This is a genomic window from Gottfriedia acidiceleris (assembly GCF_002128425.1).
GTDB lineage: Bacteria > Bacillota > Bacilli > Bacillales > Bacillaceae_G > Gottfriedia > Gottfriedia acidiceleris.
The window spans coordinates 20,309-37,839 of the sequence record NZ_NESS01000007.1 but is presented as its reverse complement, the minus strand read 5'-3'; the positions used below and the strand labels follow the sequence as shown (position 1 = coordinate 37,839).

The following is a 17,531-nucleotide window of genomic DNA, read 5'->3' as shown; positions in this document are numbered from 1 at the left end:
CATGAAAAAACTTGTTGGTTGGCTTTTGTTAATCCCATTAATTGATTTAATCTGTTTAACACTACTGGGTAGAGTAATTGGTTCTCTAACAGTATTTCTTTGGCTAATTGGTACGCTTTTGATTGGTATCTATATCATGAGAACCGTTTGGGTTACAGTTAAACAACAAGCCGGAGAACAGCTTCGGGCAGGCAAAATGCCGGATTTAATCATGATAGAAGGATTATCATTTTTTCTAATCGGCCTCCTATTTTTTATTCCGGGACCAATTACCGATTTATTTGCAATCGTGTTGCTAATTAAACCAATTAGAATCAAGTTAGTTCAACGACTTCTTTATTTTGTAATGAAAAAGTTTAAAGGTAACGTTGTTTGGACTGGATATATAAAGAAATAAAACACTGGAAATGTAATAGATTTTTATAAGAGACAAAAAACGAGAAAGCAGTTAGCTTTCTCGTTTTATTTTACAAAGATATAAAAATTTGATTTTAGATTATGTGATTTTCAGTTAATTTGAACCTCTAATATAATACCAAAGTTCATGGAAGACTCTTGCTCGATACAAAGTTGATAAAACGACTAAAGTTACTGGACCGGCAATCAATCCTAGTAGTCCAAAAAATTTAAAACCAACAAATAACGAGATTAAAGTAGGAAGTGGTTGTAGTCCAATATTTGAAGATAGAACTTTTGGCTCAGCAAGTTGACGTTGAACAATTACGACACCATATAAAATTGCGAGACCAATCGTTAATTTATAATCGCTAGACAGGAATGTATATAAGATCCATGGTACGAAAATTAAGCCAGTTCCTAAGTAAGGAAGTAAGTCAATGAAGCCGATTAGAATGGCTATAGTGATTGCGAAAGGAATTCTTAATATTAATAATCCGATTAAGACTAGCACTGTCGTCATAGAAATAAGAGTGATATGTGCTTTAATAAAACCAAATAAAGCTTTTCGTAAATCAATAAAGATTGTTTTGCTGTAATGTTGAATTCGATTTGGAGTATATTTTGCGAATAAATTTTTTATTTTGTACCAATCTTTACTAATAAAGAATGTTGCTAATAAAGAAACGAATATTAAGGTAGCAGTATTTGGTAATAAAGAGATTACTAATTTAATCCCTACAATAATTCCGTTTAATGCTTCTTTACCTAGATTTATTGCAGAATCGCCAATCGATTGGATATTTGTGCGAATCGTTTGTTGTTGCCCAGCACCGAGTTGACTATATTTACTCATAATTAAGTCATATAAAGGAATCACTTTATCAGTAACAATATTTTCAACGTAATAAATTAATCGTTCAAAGCTTTCTGGTACAACTTGAATTAAATAGGTTGAACCTGAAATGATTTCCGTAATTAGTAATGTAAATAATCCTGCTAGAACAGCTAATAGTAAAATAATTGATAAAAATGCTGCTATTCCTCTTGGTATTCTGGCTTTTTCGTTTAATAAATTTACTAGTGGATTTAAAAAGTAAGCAATGATAAATGCGATGATGAAAGGGTATGTAAGTTTTGAGATGAATAGTGCCACGTAAAGACCTAAAATAATACATGCGATTACAAATAAAAACCGAATGATCTGAAAAACTAAAGTTCTATTCAAACTTTTACCTCCTTCCAATGTGAAATGAGTCCTCTTGTCTTATTTTATCAAGAATTATTTTTTTATAATAGTAAAGTTTGATAGTATTTATTAATAAATTATACATTAAGGGGATACTAACAAAATGAGTGAATCGACAATATTTCTCTTAGTTTTATTATTAATTGGTGCAATTGCTAAAAATAACTCTTTAATTATTTCAATTATAGTATTGTTAGTACTAAAATATACTCCTCTAGGAGAACGAGTATTTCCTTACATGCAATCAAAAGGGATTAATTTAGGCGTAACGATTATTACGATTGCTGTATTAGTACCTATCGCGACTGGTGAAATCGGTTTTAAAAATTTGATTGATGCATTAAAAACTCCTGTGGCCTGGATTGCACTACTCTCTGGTATCGCCGTGGCTCTGCTGGCAAAAGGTGGAGTACAATTATTAGCTACTAGTCCACAAATAACAGCTGCATTAGTACTAGGTACTGTACTGTCTGTAGCAGTATTTAAAGGGGTTGCAGTAGGGCCATTAATAGGAGCTGGAATCGCATATCTATTCATTTGGATTGTAGAATTAATTAAGTAATTGCATAATAATTATATTTTAGTAAATTGTTTTCATTCACAAAAGTCAGATTATTGTTTATAATAAATGATAGTAGGGTTCCTTTCTATGTATACTCGGTATTTTAAAAGAGTTATACCAGTATATGTATGTATTAAATACTAGGGAAATTTTTGCGTAAAGGAGAGAGGGGAATATGACAGTTAAAAGTGGTTTAGAGGGTGTTGTAGCAGCTACGACTTCTATAAGTTCTATTATTGATGATACATTAACGTATGTAGGTATCGGTATTGATGAATTAGCAGAGTATGCAAGTTTTGAAGAAGTAGTATATTTATTATGGCATCGCAAGTTACCAAATAAGGATCAACTTAAAGAACTTACTTCTCAATTAGCAGATAACGCTGAGTTACCACAAGAAGTTATTACTTACTTAAAATCAACTAATTTAAAAAATGTACATCCTATGACTGTATTACGTACAGTTATTTCAATGCTTGCATTGTATGATAAAAATGCTGAAGCAATGGACAAAGATTCAAACTATCTTAAAGCAATCCAACTTCAAGCTAAAATTTCAACATTTGTGGCAGCGTTTTCTCGAATCCGTCAGGGGCTTGAACCAGTCGCTCCTAATAAAGATTTATCATTCTCAGCTAACTTCTTATACATGCTAACTGGTGATAAACCTAATGAAATTGCAGAAGAAGCGATTAATAAGGCTTTAGTACTACATGCTGACCATGAATTAAATGCTTCAACTTTTACTGCACGCGTTTGCGTAGCTACATTATCTGATATTTATTCAGGTATTACAGCTGCGATTGGTGCTTTAAAAGGTCCATTACACGGCGGCGCAAATGAAAGCGTTATGAAAATGTTAGCTGAAATTGGTGAGATTGAAAATGTTGAATCTTACATTCAAGAGAAAATGGATGCTAAAGCTAAAATTATGGGATTTGGTCATCGTGTATATCGTGGTGGGGACCCACGTGCGAAACATTTAAAAGAAATGTCTCGTCAATTAGGTGCGATTACTGGAGAGTTAAAATGGTACACAATGTCTGAAAAAATTGAAGACCTTGTTACAACTCAAAAGAATATCCCACCAAATGTTGATTTCTACTCTGCATCTGTTTATCACAGCTTAGGAATTGAACATGATTTATTTACTCCAATCTTTGCTATTAGCCGTATGTCTGGTTGGACTGCTCACATTTTAGAACAATATGAAAATAATCGTATTATTCGTCCGCGTGCAGATTATACAGGACCAGAGAAAAACTCTTACATTCCAATTGAAGAGCGTGCGTAAAGAAGTAATTGAATACTTAAAATAGTATTTAATATTCGAATAATAGTGGTATAGTAAAGAGAGGAAGAGGAATCTTCCTCTCAAAAGCATGTATTTTAATGAATTTAATTTTTTTATACAAGGGGGAGCATGTAATGCAAGCTGAAAAAATTACATTAGTAGACGGCCAATTAAACGTGCCAAACAATCCAATTATTCCTTTTATTGAAGGCGACGGTACAGGCCCAGATATTTGGGCAGCATCTTCACGTGTATTAGATGCAGCTGTAGAAAAAGCATATAATGGTAATCGTAAAATTGAATGGAAAGAAGTTCTTGCTGGTGAAAAAGCATTTAACGTTACTGGAGAATGGTTACCACAAGAAACTTTAAATTTAATTGAAGAGTATATGATTGCAATTAAAGGACCTTTAACAACTCCTGTTGGTGGTGGTATTCGTTCTTTAAACGTTGCTCTACGTCAAGAATTAGATTTATTTGTATGCTTACGTCCTGTACGTTACTTTGAAGGTGTACCTTCACCAGTTAAACGTCCAGAAGATACAGACATGGTAATCTTCCGTGAAAACACTGAAGATATCTATGCTGGTATCGAATATGAAAAAGGTTCTGAAGCAGTTCAAAAAGTGATAGAATTTTTACAAAAAGAAATGGGTGTTAATAAAATCCGTTTCCCAGAAACATCTGGTATCGGTATTAAACCAATTTCTGAAGAAGGTACAAAACGTCTTGTACGTGCAGCAATTAATTATGCAATTCAAGAAAACCGTAAATCTTTAACTTTAGTTCATAAAGGTAATATCATGAAATTTACTGAAGGTGCATTTAAGAACTGGGGTTATGAAGTTTGTGAGCAAGAATTCGGCGATAAAGTATTTACATGGGCTGAATATGATCGCATTGTAGAAACAAGCGGTAAAGATGCAGCTAACAAAGCGATGGATGAAGCTGAAAAAGCTGGTAAAATCCTAGTAAAAGACAGCATTGCTGATATCTTCTTACAACAAATCTTAACTAGACCACGTGAGTTCGATGTAGTAGCTACAATGAACTTAAATGGTGACTATATTTCTGATGCTCTTGCTGCTCAAGTTGGTGGAATCGGTATCGCTCCTGGAGCAAATATCAACTACGAAACTGGACATGCTATTTTTGAAGCTACACATGGTACAGCACCTAAATACGCTGGATTAGATAAAGTAAACCCATCTTCAGTTATTCTTTCTGGAGTATTAATGCTTGAGCATATGGGTTGGAATGAAGCAGCTTCTATGATTCTTAAATCTATGGAAAAAACAATCGCTTCGAAAGTTGTTACTTATGACTTTGCTCGTCTAATGGATGGAGCTACTGAAGTGAAATGTTCTGAATTTGCAAACGAATTAATTTCAAATATGGAATCAGTTCTTGTATAATTAAATTGTGTTTGTAAACAAAAGGGAGGTATTTGTATGTCAATTCGTAGACGTAAAATTTCTGTAGTAGGTGCTGGATTTACTGGTGCTACAACAGCTTTCTTGCTTGCACAAAAAGAATTAGGGGATGTAGTAATAGTGGATATTCCACAACTAGAGAACCCTACTAAGGGTAAAGCCTTAGATATGCTTGAAGCAAGTCCAGTTCAAGGATTTGATGCTAACATTATTGGTACTAGTGATTATGCTGATACAGCAGATTCAGATGTAGTAGTAATCACAGCAGGTATCGCTCGTAAACCGGGTATGAGCCGTGATGATCTAGTATCAACTAACTCAAACATCATGAAAGCAGTTACTCGTGAAATCGTAAAATACTCTCCTAACTGTACAATCGTTGTTTTAACAAACCCAGTTGATGCAATGACTTATACAGTATACAAAGAAGCTGGTTTTCCTAAACACCGCGTAATTGGACAATCTGGAGTTCTTGACACAGCTCGTTTCAGAACGTTCGTAGCTCAAGAATTAAATTTATCTGTTAAAGATATTTCTGGATTTGTTTTAGGTGGTCACGGAGACGATATGGTACCATTAGTTCGTTATTCATATGCTGGTGGTATTCCATTAGAAAAATTAATTCCAAAAGACCGTTTAGATGCTATTGTTGAACGTACTCGTAAGGGTGGCGGAGAGATCGTTAATCTACTAGGTAACGGAAGTGCTTATTATGCACCTGCAGCATCTTTAGTAGAAATGGTTGAAGCTATACTTAAGGACCAACGTCGCGTGTTACCTACAATTGCTTATTTAGAAGGCGAATATGGGTACAGCGGTATATACTTAGGAGTTCCTACAATTATTGGCGGAAACGGTATTGAACAAATTATTGAATTAGATTTGACTGCTGATGAAAAAACAGCATTAGATCGCTCAGTTGCTGCTGTCAAAAACGTTATGAACGTTTTAGCTTAAAAAGAAGACCCACAGGTAAGTAAAAATTTACCTTGTGGGTCTTTTGAATTTTTTTACCTAATTAATATTCACCTTTAATGACAAAATATGAGCCACGAATTGTTCCAGCTAGTTTAGACTTCTGCCTAGCAAACTTAAACTTCTCTACTAACTCCATTGGTATTTCCATACCGTCAGAAAGTTTAAAACCAACAGCACGCTTCTTAGGATCATCAACCGTATACATAACATTGACCGAAAGTCCATCCTCATAAAAGACATATGCAAATTTAATATTTTCTACTTGAAAACGAGAAGTTTCTAAAGGTTTAGCAGCAAACTCGATATCACGTTCTTCTTTCAAAATTCGGTGCACATAATCAAGTGTCTCCTGACTTTCACTAGCTGGTACAACCGTAAATTCATGTTTGTACTTATTCATAAAATAACGTGCTTCATTAGCTCGTAAACCAGCAAGTGCATCTGCCACAGGGGAAGACTCTAATCCAACCGTAGACACATTTTTAAAATCAACCTTATAGGACATTTCCATCTCTCCTTTTCACTTATTAATAACATTTTATCTACTAAATTATACCAAATAATATTGCTTCCGAAATGACGTTTCACGATATAAGTATGTACAAGTTTTTTATGCACCAAACAGCATGTATTTTTTGTTAATCGTCGGTACGTAATTTTGTGTATTTAAATTGCTATTAAGGTGAAAAATAGAATTTTATCTTCCATAAGGGGGAAAATATGGACTGAAGATTATTAAATTTTTTTATAAGTTTTTTTATAAAAATTTTGCCGATTAAGAAGGAAATTTGCTATTGTTTATCGAATTTTTAAAATATTAAGATAAACAGGGGGTTTAATATGTTAACTAAAAAAGCAAAAATCGGACGAAAACTTGAAGACATTTCAATTGGTGAAAAGTTAATTGTAACAGAACATATTGATGAAAAACATATTTACTTATACCTGGCTTTAACAGGCGATACAAATCCGTTATATACTCAATACAACTATGCTTCGCAAACAAAATATAATAAACCGATTGTTCCAAGTTTTATTATAAGTGGGTTAGTCTCTGCAGCCGTTACAAAACATTTACCTGGCCCAGGAAGTCATATTATTAAAAAAGAACTTCAATTCGATCAACATGTATATCACAATGAAACAATCTCCATTCATTTTGAAGTAGTAGAAATTAATTTAGATTTAAATGAAGTATGTATTAATGTAAGCGTTTTAAATAAAACGCAAACAGAAATTGCAAATGGAAAACTGACAGTTATTCCACCAACAGTAAACCAATCAAACGCTTTACTATATGAAAATTTTTAACCTAAAGAATGTCAAATGACATTCTTTTTTTGTTGTTCTACTTTCATATGCAATTTCCAGTCCTATTTCCCTACTTTTTACGTTTTACGTCTGATAGAATTTTTAGTATGATTAAAAAGTAGATATAGATAAATAAAATAAGATACAAATGGATGAGGGTTTAACAATAACCTGGAGGAATATGAAATGAACAATAAAATTCTTGTAGTAGACGATGAAGAGCATATCTTAACTTTAATTAAATTTAACTTAGAACAAGCTGGCTTTCATGTAGTTACAGCAACTGATGGGGAAGAAGGTTTACAAAAGGCTATAGAGGAAAAGCCAGAATTAATTGTTTTAGATTTAATGCTACCTAAAAAAGATGGTATGGAAGTATGTAAAGAATTAAGACTTCAAAGAAATACTACTCCTATTTTAATGGTTACAGCAAAAGATGATGAATTTGATAAAGTGTTAGGACTTGAACTTGGTGCAGATGATTACATGACAAAACCATTTAGCCCAAGAGAAGTAGTTGCAAGAGTTAAAGCGATATTAAGAAGATCTAAAATTACTGAAACACCAGTACAATCAAACGACGACACTGACACTTTAATGATAGCTGATTTAAAAATTTTACCTGAGTACTATGAAGCATATTTCCAAGGTGAAAAACTAGAATTAACCCCTAAGGAATTTGAGTTATTATTATATTTAACGAAAAATAAAGGTAGAGTCTTAACTCGAGATCAATTATTAAGTGCTGTTTGGAATTATGATTTTGCTGGAGATACTCGAATTGTCGATGTTCATATTAGCCATTTAAGAGAAAAAATAGAACTAGACTCGAAAAAACCAGTTTATATAAAAACAATTCGTGGACTAGGATATAAATTAGAGGAACCGAGATTAAATGAGTAATCTAAATCGAAAATTGCTCTATGGATTTTCAGCAATAATAATCGTTATTCTTGTTATATTAGGAATCGTACTAGGGCAAATATTTAAATCCTTTTATTTAACAAACTATGATCAAAGGATTGAGCGAGAGACTAACTTAATTGCCTCAATTATGGAGTCGAATACACCATTAACAAAGAATATATCGAATCAAACGTTAAAAAAGATATCAAAGGACTTAAATATCGATATTATATTATTTGATGATCATTATAATCTTATCGCTAAATCTAGCAATGAGAATGTGGATTTGAATATATCATCAAAAAATTTAAAATCTTATTTAGAACGGCTTGATAAAGTAGAGAGTGCAGCTAAATTTAACGAAAAAGATTCTGCAGCTAAATATTATGGCAAGAAAATAACAGACAAACATGGCAATAAGCAATTTTTGATAATTGATTATTCTACTAAGTCTATCAAAGAGGTTTATCGTAGTATTTGGATGTTATTATTTTCATTATTAGGTTTTGTATTATTTGCCATCATAATTTTACTCATACGATACTCGCATCAATTTTCAAAACCAATTGAAGATATTACACAAGTTGCAATTGAATTATCTAAAGGGAATTATAAAGCTAGAACATTAACTGAAAGTAATGAATCTACAACAATGTTAAGTCAAGCAATGAATGTACTAGCAAAGAATTTACAAGAAATGACTAGCCAACAAGAAATGCAGCAAGATCGATTAAACACACTGATCCATAATATCGGGAGCGGTGTTGTTTTAATTAATAGTAGAGGTCATGTAAACTTAATTAATAAAACGTATCGAGAAACGTTCAAAGTTGACTCGAGAAGTATATTGGGTGAGCTTTATTATGATGCATTTAAACATAAAGAAGTTATTGAAATTGTGGAAGAAATTTTTTTAAAAGAAATAAAAGTTAGAAAACAAATTATTCTACCCTTATCAATTGAAAGAAAACATTTTGAAATTTATGGTGCACCAATTATTGGGATAAATCACGAGTGGAAAGGAATCGTTCTTGTTTTCCATGACATAAGTGAATTGAAGAAATTAGAACAAGTGCGAAAAGATTTTTTTGCAAATGTATCTCATGAGCTTAAAACACCGATTACATCTATTAAAGGTTTTACTGAAACTCTTTTAGATGGAGCAATGGAAAATGCTGAGCTATGTAAAAACTTCTTATCGATTATTTTAACGGAAAGTGATCGTATGCAGACACTTATTCAAGATTTGTTAGACCTTTCAAAAATTGAGCAACAGAATTTTAAATTAGATCTTGCAGAAGTATCTGCAAAACAAGTTATTGAAGACGTACAGCAAATGCTTAATCAAAAAGCTGAAGAGAAAAATATAGACTTCAAATTATACTTGAATAGTCCGTTAGTTGTATATGCTGATGCGTTAAGATTAAAACAAGTAATTATTAATTTAGTGGATAACGCAATCCACTACACTCCAGCTGGTGGCAAAGTATTTATTACTGCATCTGAAACAAATGATCATATTGTATTAAGGGTAAATGACACAGGAGTTGGAATTGGAAAAGAAGAAATATCTCGTATTTTCGAACGTTTTTACCGAGTAGATAAAGCAAGAAGTAGGAACTCTGGAGGGACAGGTTTAGGACTAGCTATCGTAAAACATCTTGTCGAAGCTCATAAAGGCAAAATCGAAGTTGAAAGTAAACTAGGCCATGGGACATCATTCATTGTAACATTAAACAAAAATATTTCGATGTGACATTTACATTGATTTTACATTGTATTTATTTATAATTAATAAAAAATTGTTATAGTTATGATGAAAACCCCTTCATCCAAGGAGTTGTCTTAAACCGGGAGTAGTTATACTTCCGGGATTTTTTATACTTAAAACGGTTTTATTTTTTCTTTAAGGTGTCCATACTAGTGGATACCTTTTTTGATGCACTTTAAGAAAATATAAATTGGCGGCGTGGTAGCCAATTTTAGGAATAAAAGTACAAGTGCAACTACGACTCAACCTTTACCTAAAAAGCTTGTCAGTCGACTTAGTATTCTTTATTTGATCATATTACTTTTATAATTTTTGGGGAAATTATGAGTATTGAATCATACATCGGAGGGTGGATAAAGATGTACGAATACGAATTTGTAAAAGTTAATACTAAATCATCAAATCGTCATTATTATGATGTAGTCGGGAACTATGCTAAAAGTGGTTGGCGCCTTCATCAGGTTGTAAACAATCAGCAAGCAATAGAAGGTTCATGTGTTGAACTAATTTTTGAGCGAGAAATCGATCTAAATTAATTACAGAGGTAGTCTTACGATTCATTCTTAAAAGTCATAAATTATTCAACTTTTTAGTTTGAGTGAATAAAAACTTTTAATATACCTGAATCAAAGACGACCTCTTTTTCTTTTATTTATAGTTCATGTTAAAATGTAAAGAGCAAGGAAATGTGTAAATGATTAATTTTATGAAAAGAAAAAATAGGAATTAAAAATAATACATAAAAAGTTGAGTGAGAATTGTAATAGGAAGGGGATCTATTTTGAAGAAGAAATTGGTATTAATTGACGGGAATAGTATTGCCTATAGGGCTTTTTTTGCATTGCCACTTTTGAGTAATGATAAAGGTGTTCATACAAATGCAATTTATGGATTTACAATGATGTTAATAAAAATTCTTGAAGATGAAAAACCAAGTCATATGCTTGTTGCATTTGACGCAGGGAAAACAACATTTAGACATAGAACATTTAAAGAGTATAAAGGTGGCAGACAAAAGACTCCCCCAGAGTTAAGTGAACAGTTTCCACTTGTTCGCCAGCTATTAGATACATATGGAATTGCACGTTATGAATTAGAGAATTATGAAGCGGATGATATTATTGGTACACTTGCAGGTCAAGCCTCTAAAGCTGAATATGAAGTAAAGGTCATCTCAGGTGATCGAGATTTATTACAGCTAGTTGATGACCGTATCACAGTAAGTATGACTAAAAAGGGAATTACAGAAGTTGAAGAATTCACTCCTGCTGCCATTCATGAAAAGTATGAAATCACACCTGATCAAATTATTGATATGAAAGGATTAATGGGTGATAAATCTGATAATATTCCTGGTGTCCCAGGTATTGGGGAAAAGACTGCAATTAAACTTTTAAAACAGTTTCAAACTGTAGAAGGTCTTTATGAAAACATAGAGGAAGTAAGTGGAGCAAAGCTTCTTCAAAATTTAAGTGAAAATAAAGATCAAGCCTTAATGAGTAAGCAATTAGCTACAATCAATAAAAACTCTCCTATTGAATTAACTGTGAATGATACAACGGTTCCGGAAGTTGATACGAATAAAGTAGCGGAATTTTTTAAATCTCTTGGATTTACATCATTATTAGCCAAATTGGATATTAAAGAATCGATTGAAGAGCTAGAAGAGATTAATTTTGAAGTACTAGATTCAATTGAAGAGAAACATTTAGCTAATCATTCAAGCTTAATCGTTGAAATGATTGGTGAAAATTATCATACAGAAGAAATTCAAGGATTTGGACTTTCTAATGAAAAAGGTCATTTCTTTATCCCAACAGCATTAGGATTAGAGTCGGATCTATTTAAAAAATGGCTTGAAGATGAGCATATTCAAAAGAATGTATATGATGCAAAAGGTGCTTATGTTGCACTGAAGTGGAGAGGAATCAATTTAAAAGGTGTTAATTTCGATCCTCTACTTGCTTCATATATATATGACCCTGCCCAGTCTAATAAAGAATTTGCTGATATAGTAAATGGTAAAATAGATTTTTCAATTCAAACTGCAGAATCGATTTACGGTAAAGGTGCAAAGCAAACTAAGCCATCAGATGGAGTTTTATCTGAATATATTGTTCGAAAAACAATTGCTATTAGCAAATTAAAAGAAACGTTAGAAGAATCATTACGGAAAAATAGTCAATATGAACTACTAACAGAATTAGAATTACCATTAACTTTTATTTTAGGTGATATGGAATTTGAAGGAGTAACAGTTAGAGAAGAGACTCTTCGTACGATGGGTTCAGAGCTGGCTAATACGCTAAAAGAACTTGAAGAGAAGATTTACGAGCTAGCTGGTGAAAAATTCAATATTAATTCACCTAAGCAATTAGGTGTAATATTATTTGAAAAATTAAATTTACCATCTGGTAAAAAAACAAAAACAGGTTATTCCACTTCTGCTGATGTGCTTGAAAAACTAGAGGCAGAACATGAAATCATTCGATTAATTCTTCACTATCGTCAAGTTGGAAAATTAAATTCTACTTATGTAGAAGGCTTATTAAAAGTGATAAATGAATCTGATTCCAAGGTTCACACTCGATTTAATCAAGTATTAGCACAAACTGGGCGTTTAAGCTCAATTGATCCTAACCTGCAAAACATTCCTATTCGTTTAGAAGAAGGTAGAAAAATTAGAAAAGCTTTTGTAGCATCTAAAAAAGACTGGCTTATCTTTGCTGCCGATTATTCTCAAATTGAATTAAGAGTATTGGCTCATATAGCACAAGATGATAATTTAATGGATGCATTTAAAAATGACTTTGATGTTCATACAAAGACTGCAATGGATGTTTTCCATGTTAGTGCTGATGAGGTAACGAGTAATATGAGAAGACAAGCAAAAGCTGTTAACTTTGGTATTGTATATGGAATTAGTGATTATGGATTATCACAAGGATTAGGTATAACAAGAAAAGAAGCGGCTACATTTATTGAAAAGTACTTTGCTAGTTTTCCAAAAGTAAAAGATTATATGTCGGATATTGTTCAAAAAGCTAAACTAGAAGGGTTTGTAAGTACGATCTTAAATAGACGTCGTTATATTCCTGAAATTTCAAGTTCAAACTTTAATGTTCGTGGATTTGCTGAAAGAACAGCGATGAATACCCCAATCCAAGGCAGTGCTGCGGATATTATTAAAAAGGCTATGATTTTACTAGATGAGCGTCTTAAAGCAGAAAAGCTTCAGGCAAAATTAATTTTACAAGTACACGATGAATTAATATTAGAAGCTCCAAAAGAAGAATTAGCAATTTTAGAAAAAATTGTACCAGAAGTAATGGAACATGCAGTAGAGCTTATAGTTCCTTTAAAGGTTGATTATAATTTTGGAGATTCTTGGTTTGAAGCAAAATAAATAGATAGGATGACTTTGTATGCCTGAATTACCAGAAGTTGAAACGGTCAGACGAACTTTACTTGGTTTAATAGTTGGGAAAACAATCTCAACAGTAATCGTCTCATGGGGAAAAATAGTAAAGAAACCTAATGAAGTAGATGAGTTTCAGATTTTACTAAAAGGTCAAACAGTAGAAAATATAAATCGTCGAGGTAAGTTTCTTCTATTTCAATTAAGTGATTTTACACTTGTTTCTCATTTAAGAATGGAAGGGAAATTTCGTGTGTTTCCAAAAGAAGAACCTGTAGCACCTCATACTCATGTTCGTTTCCTATTTGAAGATGGTACTGAACTTCGCTATCAAGATGTTCGTAAATTTGGTACCATGCATTTATTTAATAAAGGTGAAGAGAACGAGGGACCTCCACTTGCTAAATTAGGCCCAGAGCCATTTTCCGATGAGTTTACTGCTGATTATTTGAGAAAAAAGCTTAAAAATACAAACCGAAAAATTAAAGTCACACTATTAGATCAGGAACTAGTAGTCGGTTTAGGCAATATTTATGTTGATGAGGTTTTGTTTAAGGCTAAGATTCATCCGGAAACACCAGCAGCTTCTTTAAAGCCTAAACAAATAAAATTACTTGCCGAAACGATTACAGAAACTTTACAAGAGGCTGTAGATTTGGGTGGAAGCACAATTCGTTCATATGTAAATTCACAAGGGAAAATTGGAACTTTTCAAGACATCATTAAGGTATATGGTCGAAAGGGTTTAGAGTGTCATAATTGCGGCCAACCAATCGAAAAAATAACAGTTGGTGGTAGAGGAACTTCTTTTTGTCCGGTCTGTCAGCCTAAAAAAAATTAACATAAGGTTCCTTTCTTTCATACTATATCAAGAGTACGAAAGAGAGGGGCCTATTTTTATGGTAAATATGCTATCATTAATACTACTAGCGTGCGCACTAAGCTTAGATAGTTGCAGTGTTGGATTTACTTATGGACTTCGAAAAGTAAAAATTCCTTTAAAATCAATTATTACAATTGCAGCTTGTTCAGGGATCATATTAATGACATCCATGGGGATTGGGCATGCAATTACAGACTTTTTTTCACCAATAATAGCAAAAAGAATCGGAGGATTTGTACTTGTATGTATAGGTTTATGGGTACTTTTTCAATTTTACCGATCAAATAAAGGATCAAATATAGAAGAAAAGAATGAGATAGAAGATAAAGGAATTGATTGGGAATTTGAAATTCTAGGTGTAGTCGTAAAAATTTTAAAGAAGCCTACAACTGCAGACATAGATCGTTCTGGTAGTATTAATGGATTGGAAGCAATGTTACTTGGGTTTGCACTTTCACTTGATGCCTTTGGGGCTGGTATAGGTGCATCATTACTTGGATTTTCTCCACTATTGACGGCACTCGTAACATCTACTGCAAGTGCTTTATTCTTATTATTTGGTATGAAATTAGGAAATGTGTTATCGAAAACATTATGGCTTCAAAAGTTAACTTTTTTACCAGGTATCTTTTTAATATTGATTGGATTAATGAAGATGTAGTAAAAAAAATGAAAGAGTGTATCCGAATGGATTTATTCCATTTGGTCCTCTTTATCAAGTGTAAGGAGATTAATAAATGGGTAAAATTTTTGGACTAACTGGTAGCATTGCAAGTGGAAAAAGTACGGTTTCCAATTTCTTAAAGGAATTAAATGTTCCAATTGTTGATGCAGACGTAATTGCAAAAAAAGTTGTTGAAATTGGACAACCAGCTTATAAAAAAATCATCGAAGCTTTCGGAAGTGAGATTCTTTTAAATTCTGGAGAAATTAATCGACCACTTCTCGGAAGTATTATTTTTAATAATAAAGAAAAGCGCTTACAACTTAATGAAATAGTACATCCAGAAGTAAGACGAGAAATGAAACAACAAGCAGATCGATACATAAAACAAGGTGAACCACTTGTTATTTTAGATATTCCTCTTTTATATGAGGGTAACTCGATTGAATTGGTGGAAAAAGTGATTGTAGTGACAGTGTCGGAAGAAAATCAACTAAAGCGTTTGATGAATCGTAATGGTTTATCGAAGGAAGATGCACTATTACGTATAGCATCTCAAATACCAGTAAAAGAAAAAGCGGCACGAGCTGACTATGTAATAAATAACAATGGAGACTTTGAGGATACAAAAAGACAAGTTAAAGACCTATTAAATAAAATTATTTCATAAAATAATGTAAATAGTTTAACCAAAATCCGAGTTATGTGTTATACTAATTGCAGGGAGATAATAAACAGTATAACTTAATTGGGGGTTTACTTATGGTAAATGTAGCAATAAATGGATTTGGTCGAATTGGACGCATGGTTTTCCGTCAAGCAATTAAAAATGGAGATTATAATATCGTTGCAATTAATGCAAGTTATCCTTCTGAAACTTTAGCGCACTTAATTAAATATGATACAGTTCACGGCAAGTTTGATGGTGAAGTAATTGCAAATGCAGATCATTTAATCGTTGATGGTAAGCGTGTTGAATTAATTAGTGAAAGAAATCCTGAGTTACTTCCATGGAACGAGCTAAATGTTGATATCGTAATTGAAGCAACTGGAAAATTTAATGATGCTGAAAAAGCAAAAATGCATATTACAGCTGGAGCTCAAAAAGTAATTTTAACAGCACCAGGTAAAAATGAAGATATTACAGTAGTAATCGGTGTAAATGATGATAAATTAGACCTAGAAAATCATCATATTATTTCAAACGCATCTTGTACAACTAACTGTTTAGCGCCAGTTGTAAAAGTATTAGATGAGCAGTTTGGTATTGTTAATGGATTAATGACAACAGTTCATTCATTTACAAATGATCAAAAAAATATTGATAATCCACATAAAGATTTACGTCGTGCACGTGCTTGCAGTCAATCAATTATTCCAACAACTACAGGAGCAGCAAAAGCATTATCTAAAGTACTTCCACATTTAAATGGAAAGTTACATGGTATGGCTTTACGTGTACCTACTCCAAACGTATCACTTGTTGACTTAGTTGTTGACTTAAAGAGAGAAGTAACTGTTGAAGAAATTAATGAAGTGTTTGAAACGGCTTCTAAAGCTTCAATGCACGGAATTATCGAATATTGTAACGAGCCATTAGTATCAATTGATTTTAATACAAATACACACTCAGCAATTATCGATTCTCTTTCTACAATGGTCATCGATGGTACAAAAGTAAAAGTATTAGCTTGGTATGATAATGAGTGGGGCTACTCAAGACGCGTAGTTGACTTAGTGTCAATCGTTGCAACTAAAATAAAAAAGCTTGAAACTGTTTAATCATTAAAATATTGTACTTATAAAAAATTGTAAACGAATACAAAAGGCTAACTAGTTTATCTGGTTAGTCTTTTTGAAGTTGTATGTCACATTAAGAGGCAATGTGAATTTTCGACTATATAGAAGGAATGTATGTGACTTAATATCTAAGAAAAAAGAACGTTAATTACCACTACATATGCCTGCTTTGCTTTCCTTGTTATACATGCATCTATGCTCTTCCAGACTTATTTTCTTCACAATTAATTTAGTAAATAACAAAAAAATAAAATTTATCTTGCAATTCAAATTTAAAAAAAGTATACTAACTTTCGTGAACTTCTAAAAGTATAACTAATTACTTAAAGGGTTAGGACCTCTTTGGACTAACTTTCCCCCGTGGTAGTTGATCATACTTTCGCAATAGAAGTCATGACAAATTATTTTAAGGGGGAAATGAATATGGATACTATGGGTCGTCACGTCATTTCAGAACTATGGGGTTGCAATACAGAAAAATTAAATGATATGAAATTTATTGAGGAGACTTTTGTTGATGCTGCGTTACGCTCTGGTGCAGAAGTTCGTGAAGTTGCTTTTCACAAGTTCGCTCCTCATGGCGTTAGTGGTGTCGTAATCATTTCAGAATCACACTTAACTATTCACAGTTTTCCTGAGCATGGTTATGCAAGTATTGATGTTTACACTTGCGGTGATAGAATTGATCCGAATGTAGCTGCAAACTTTATCGCTGAAGCTTTAGAAGCTGATACTCGCGAAAACGTTGAGTTACCAAGAGGAATGGGTCCCATTCAAGTTGATAATGTAAAAGTTGTAAATGGTAACTAAAGAAAATTGAGAGAGGTGATTTTTCATCTCTCTTTTTTGTTTTTAAATTAATTTAA

Annotated in this window: 17 protein-coding genes; 15 read left to right on the top strand and 2 right to left on the bottom strand. The window is 32.6% G+C overall.

Annotated features, from left to right (window positions below; all coding sequences use genetic code 11):
* The first annotated feature begins 1 nt into the window (after position 1).
* Positions 2-397, top strand: coding sequence for an FxsA family protein (locus tag B6K90_RS14140; RefSeq protein ID WP_088013436.1), 396 nt, complete (start codon positions 2-4; stop codon positions 395-397).
* A gap of 114 nt (positions 398-511) precedes the next feature.
* Here B6K90_RS14140 and ytvI read toward each other — a convergent pair whose 3' ends face one another.
* Complete coding sequence (gene ytvI, locus B6K90_RS14135; protein ID WP_088013435.1) at positions 512-1,624, bottom strand: sporulation integral membrane protein YtvI; 1,113 nt, start codon at positions 1,622-1,624, stop codon at positions 512-514.
* A gap of 124 nt (positions 1,625-1,748) precedes the next feature.
* Between ytvI and B6K90_RS14130 the strand changes: the two genes are divergently transcribed.
* The 4 genes from B6K90_RS14130 to mdh all read left to right on the top strand — a co-directional run bounded on the left by B6K90_RS14130 (position 1,749) and on the right by mdh (position 5,891).
* The gene (locus tag B6K90_RS14130) at positions 1,749-2,207 is read left to right on the top strand and encodes a DUF441 domain-containing protein (protein ID WP_088013434.1); all 459 of its coding nucleotides are present in this window, start codon (positions 1,749-1,751) and stop codon (positions 2,205-2,207) included.
* Positions 2,208-2,382: 175 nt separating this feature from the next.
* Positions 2,383-3,501: a citrate synthase gene (citZ, locus tag B6K90_RS14125; protein WP_088013433.1), complete on the top strand. Its 1,119-nt coding sequence runs from the start codon at positions 2,383-2,385 to the stop codon at positions 3,499-3,501.
* Between the two features lie 134 nt (positions 3,502-3,635).
* A complete protein-coding gene (icd, locus tag B6K90_RS14120) occupies positions 3,636-4,916 on the top strand; it encodes an NADP-dependent isocitrate dehydrogenase (protein ID WP_088013432.1) in 1,281 nt (426 codons plus the stop codon).
* A gap of 36 nt (positions 4,917-4,952) precedes the next feature.
* A complete protein-coding gene (gene mdh / locus B6K90_RS14115) occupies positions 4,953-5,891 on the top strand; it encodes a malate dehydrogenase (protein WP_088013431.1) in 939 nt (312 codons plus the stop codon).
* A 61-nt stretch (positions 5,892-5,952) separates the two neighbouring features.
* Here mdh and B6K90_RS14110 read toward each other — a convergent pair whose 3' ends face one another.
* Positions 5,953-6,417 carry a phage tail protein gene (locus B6K90_RS14110; RefSeq protein ID WP_088013430.1) on the bottom strand — a complete coding sequence of 155 codons (465 nt, stop codon included), beginning with the start codon at positions 6,415-6,417 and terminating at the stop codon, positions 5,953-5,955.
* Between the two features lie 335 nt (positions 6,418-6,752).
* Between B6K90_RS14110 and B6K90_RS14105 the strand changes: the two genes are divergently transcribed.
* The 10 genes from B6K90_RS14105 (at position 6,753) to speD (ending at position 17,475) form a co-directional block, all read left to right on the top strand.
* Positions 6,753-7,223 carry a MaoC/PaaZ C-terminal domain-containing protein gene (locus tag B6K90_RS14105; RefSeq protein ID WP_088013429.1) on the top strand — a complete coding sequence of 157 codons (471 nt, stop codon included), beginning with the start codon at positions 6,753-6,755 and terminating at the stop codon, positions 7,221-7,223.
* A 186-nt stretch (positions 7,224-7,409) separates the two neighbouring features.
* On the top strand, positions 7,410-8,126 hold the full coding sequence (locus tag B6K90_RS14100; protein WP_088013428.1) for a response regulator transcription factor: 717 nt from the start codon (positions 7,410-7,412) through the stop codon (positions 8,124-8,126).
* Positions 8,119-9,885 (top strand): two-component system histidine kinase PnpS, encoded by a 1,767-nt coding sequence (pnpS, locus tag B6K90_RS14095; RefSeq protein WP_088013427.1) that lies wholly within the window; start codon positions 8,119-8,121, stop codon positions 9,883-9,885. The genes B6K90_RS14100 and pnpS overlap by 8 nt, the downstream gene beginning before the upstream one ends.
* Before the next feature lie 374 nt (positions 9,886-10,259).
* The gene (locus tag B6K90_RS14090; protein WP_167555369.1) at positions 10,260-10,436 is read left to right on the top strand and encodes a DUF4177 domain-containing protein; all 177 of its coding nucleotides are present in this window, start codon (positions 10,260-10,262) and stop codon (positions 10,434-10,436) included.
* A 245-nt stretch (positions 10,437-10,681) separates the two neighbouring features.
* Positions 10,682-13,306, top strand: coding sequence for a DNA polymerase I (gene polA, locus B6K90_RS14085; protein ID WP_088013425.1), 2,625 nt, complete (start codon positions 10,682-10,684; stop codon positions 13,304-13,306).
* A gap of 19 nt (positions 13,307-13,325) precedes the next feature.
* Positions 13,326-14,159 (top strand): DNA-formamidopyrimidine glycosylase, encoded by an 834-nt coding sequence (mutM, locus tag B6K90_RS14080; protein WP_088013424.1) that lies wholly within the window; start codon positions 13,326-13,328, stop codon positions 14,157-14,159.
* A 58-nt stretch (positions 14,160-14,217) separates the two neighbouring features.
* Entirely contained in the window at positions 14,218-14,862 is a 645-nt protein-coding gene (ytaF, locus tag B6K90_RS14075; RefSeq protein WP_088013423.1) for a sporulation membrane protein YtaF, read from the top strand.
* A 76-nt stretch (positions 14,863-14,938) separates the two neighbouring features.
* Positions 14,939-15,535: a dephospho-CoA kinase gene (gene coaE / locus B6K90_RS14070; RefSeq protein WP_088013422.1), complete on the top strand. Its 597-nt coding sequence runs from the start codon at positions 14,939-14,941 to the stop codon at positions 15,533-15,535.
* 92 nt (positions 15,536-15,627) lie between these two features.
* Positions 15,628-16,647, top strand: coding sequence for a glyceraldehyde-3-phosphate dehydrogenase (locus B6K90_RS14065; protein ID WP_088013421.1), 1,020 nt, complete (start codon positions 15,628-15,630; stop codon positions 16,645-16,647).
* Positions 16,648-17,088: 441 nt separating this feature from the next.
* Positions 17,089-17,475, top strand: a complete 387-nt coding sequence (gene speD / locus B6K90_RS14060) for an adenosylmethionine decarboxylase (protein ID WP_088013420.1) — start codon at positions 17,089-17,091, stop codon at positions 17,473-17,475.
* Positions 17,476-17,531 lie beyond the last annotated feature (56 nt).